Genomic DNA, 3,367 nt, shown 5'->3' with positions numbered 1-3,367 from the left:
GATAATATGAGCTTCTGGAACAGGTAAATCCAACATATCTTGTGTTTGAATGTCGGCTGTTTCTTTATAGATTTTCATCAACTCAGGTAGATTGACAAACTTTTTAAATCGTTTCTTAGGTTGGTACTTATCCCCTGTAGGAGCTAATTCCATAGAGTTTTGAATTTCTCCAAAAGCACCTACCCAAGAGTCAAAATAATCAACTTGATAGCGTTTTAAGATATCTGGTTGAATGTAGTTCATCATAGTATATAACTCACTAATAGAATTGGAAACAGGTGTTCCTGTCGCAAAGACAATGTTTTTAAAATCATGTTCTTCCTGAATCTGTCGAACCTTCATTTCCATATCCACATTCTTCTTAGACGTTGTATTGGTAATCCCTGCTACATTTCCAAGTCCAGTAATTGGACGTATATTTTTAAAGTGATGTGCTTCATCCACAAAGAGAAAATCAATTCCTAAGTTCTCAAAATCAATAAAACTATCACGATTAAAGCGTTGGAGTTCTTCCAATTGTCTCTCAAGACCACTTATTGATTGTTCTGCTTCTTTAACGGTGTACTTATTTTCAGAATGTGTTTTAATCTCTCGTAGTTCATTGAGTTTGTCCTCGATATAATTCATCTGTCTTTCCTTACTGACAGGGATTTTTTCAAATTGAGAATCCCCAATGACAATGGCATCGTAATCTCCTGTAATGATACGTGACACAAATTGTTTTCTTCTCGCCTTCACAAAATCTTTCTTAGTGGTCACAAAGACTTTTTTAGTAGGGAAAAATTTCATGATTTCTTGGCCAAACTGAGCAGACAAACTAGAGGGCACCACATACAAGGGCTTATGAACCATCCCCAACTCCTTTAATTTAAACCCAGCACCAAGCATGGTCAAGGTCTTTCCTGAACCTACCTCATGAGCTAATAAAGCTCTTTTTTCTTCTACGATTCTTTGAATAGCATTCTCTTGATGAGGACGAAGACTGATGTTTTGTGCCAAGCCATCAATGACTAGATGGCTACCATCATACTCTCGACTAACTGTTCGATTATAAAGACGATTATAGCTTTCCTCAATGACCTGTTGGACTTCTGGATACCGTGAGACAAATTCTTGAAAGAGCTCTTGTAAATGCTGCTCTTTTGCTCTTAGAACAGAGGTTTTTTCCAAATCTGTGATAGTCTTTTTCTTTTCCCCTTCCGTAACAGTCATGGTAATCGTCGGTTGGTTCGAATTAAGTAAATTCTCAAAAATCTTTCTTCCTGTATCATAACGTGACCCACTAACTCCAAGACTACTATCTTTGGCACTTGGATAGCGATAAACAAATGATGTCCTTAAATGAACCTGGCCATCGACAGGATTCACTTCAATGACTTGTTCAACATCTGGCGAAGACAATTCAAATTCACGATTGGTAAAACATTCAAAGGCAAATTTACCATAAACGGATTGAGGAATCCAACGTGACCCTATTTTGAACTCAATATCTGCCAGATGAATCCGTGGAGGGCGAACAGATTCTAACAAATCTAAAGCATGAGACCAGTCAAATTCTTGGTTGTTTTCATCTACTAATAGTTGAACTACTTCTATCTTATTGAGAATATCTCCTGACAAAAACTGGTTCTTAGAAAGATATTTTCTTTCCCCTCTTAAATAACTTTCTGGATCCATTAAAACCTGGTCACCTAACTCATCTAAAATAGCAGCTTGGCTATGTTCGGGATAAATTGATACCATATAGTCTAAATCAACTCCTCTACCATCCGATAAACTGGAGTTTAAGGCATCTAAAGCCGTTGATACTCTTGTAATCTCTCTCTCTGGTCTAACCAATGCTTTCTCAAAGGCTAAAGATTTTTTATATTTTACTTTCTGGTCTTTAGAATCGATGTATTCATCTTCTAAACTTGCTAGTAAAGAATACTTATCGTCACTATCAAATAAGTTCCGATTGACTGAGGCATTCAAGTATCCAAATTGACTTACAAAGCGGTCATAGTTATGATTGAGTTTACTAAGTAACACCTGAAATTCTGTCCGACTATAATCTTGATGACGTTGAATTTCAATTAAGGATTGATAGGTCTCTCTCAAATCAACCATGCCCTTAATGCGACTAATATCCTTATCCGATAAGGGACTTTCATAAAAGACAGTTTTTTTGAACAGTCCCTTATATTTCCCTCTTTTACTCGCTTCTTCTGACTTGTAAACATCTAGTGCTTCCTCTTCTGTCAAATGAAGTTGCACGAATCGGTCTATTTTATGTTCAGACAAAGAACTGTCCCAGGCTCTAAAATCTCCCTTCTCATCTACATAATAACTAATTTCGTCTACTTTTGAACTTTTCCGAATGCCATGCGTATCTCGGTAATAAATTTGATTTCCCTCATATCCAAAAGAATAGAGCGCTAAGTCCTCACGTATACGACTTGGGATCGAATTATCCACTTCTTCTTGGATAAAAACAGGTGCTTTCAAAGAATTGTCAATTTGTTTAGGTGCTTCCACATTCTCTAATGCTTCCATAATGTCAGTAGTGAATGTTTCTGATTCCCCCTTAACATTGAGGGTTCCTCCATTAAAATTACGAACCTCATATTCACCCAAAACTTGTGTATTGTATTTCCCATCAAAATAAGGATTGATCCAGACACGCTTATCCTCCTCAAAGGGAATAGAACCACTAAAAACAAGTTCCTCTTCATTAAGATTCTTTGCTTGATCCTTTTGAAAGAAGAGGAGATCTGTAGTCACTCGAGTACCTGCAATCTTTTTAAAAGCCGTATCCGGCAACCGAACTCCCCCTAAAAAATGAGTGTTGGATTTAATCTCTTGTAAGACATTATCTGTCCGTTTATCCATTGTGCCAATAGAAGAGATAATCGAAACTTGTCCTCCATCTCTTACTAAATCAAGTGAGTGTTTGACAAAGTAATCATGAATCATATAAGGTTTATCATAGTTTTTATCTGCAATGCGAAAATTTCCAAATGGAACATTCGTTAAGACTAAATCAAAACTATTATTTTGATAGGGAACTTCTTCAAATCCTCGCACTTCAATATGGGTATTGGGGTGGAGTTGTTTTGCGATTGCGCCTGTCACGCTGTCTAATTCAACTCCATAGAGTTCTGACCTCTCTCGTATACTTCTAGGCATCGCCGCAAAGAAGTTCCCAGTCCCCATAGAAGGATCTAAAATCCTTCCTCCTTCAAAACCATCAGCCAGTAATTTTTGCCAAATCTGGCGAATAATCATTGGGTCTGTATAATAGGCTGTGAGAGAACTTTGTTTCATGGTCGAGTATTCTGATTTGCTTACTAAGCTCTTGAGAGTTAAACGTTCTGTTTCATACTTT

Annotated in this window: 1 protein-coding gene; it reads right to left on the bottom strand. The window is 37.0% G+C overall.

Annotated elements, in window-relative coordinates; translation table 11 throughout:
• A partial coding sequence (locus D8848_RS10575; protein ID WP_142999027.1) for a DEAD/DEAH box helicase family protein occupies positions 1-3,367 on the bottom strand: 3,367 nt, incomplete at both ends.

This window comes from Streptococcus mitis (assembly GCF_003942775.1).
GTDB classification, from domain to species: domain Bacteria; phylum Bacillota; class Bacilli; order Lactobacillales; family Streptococcaceae; genus Streptococcus; species Streptococcus mitis_CN.
Note: the sequence above shows the minus strand (reverse complement) of the source record. Positions and strands in the feature narration are given on the sequence as shown.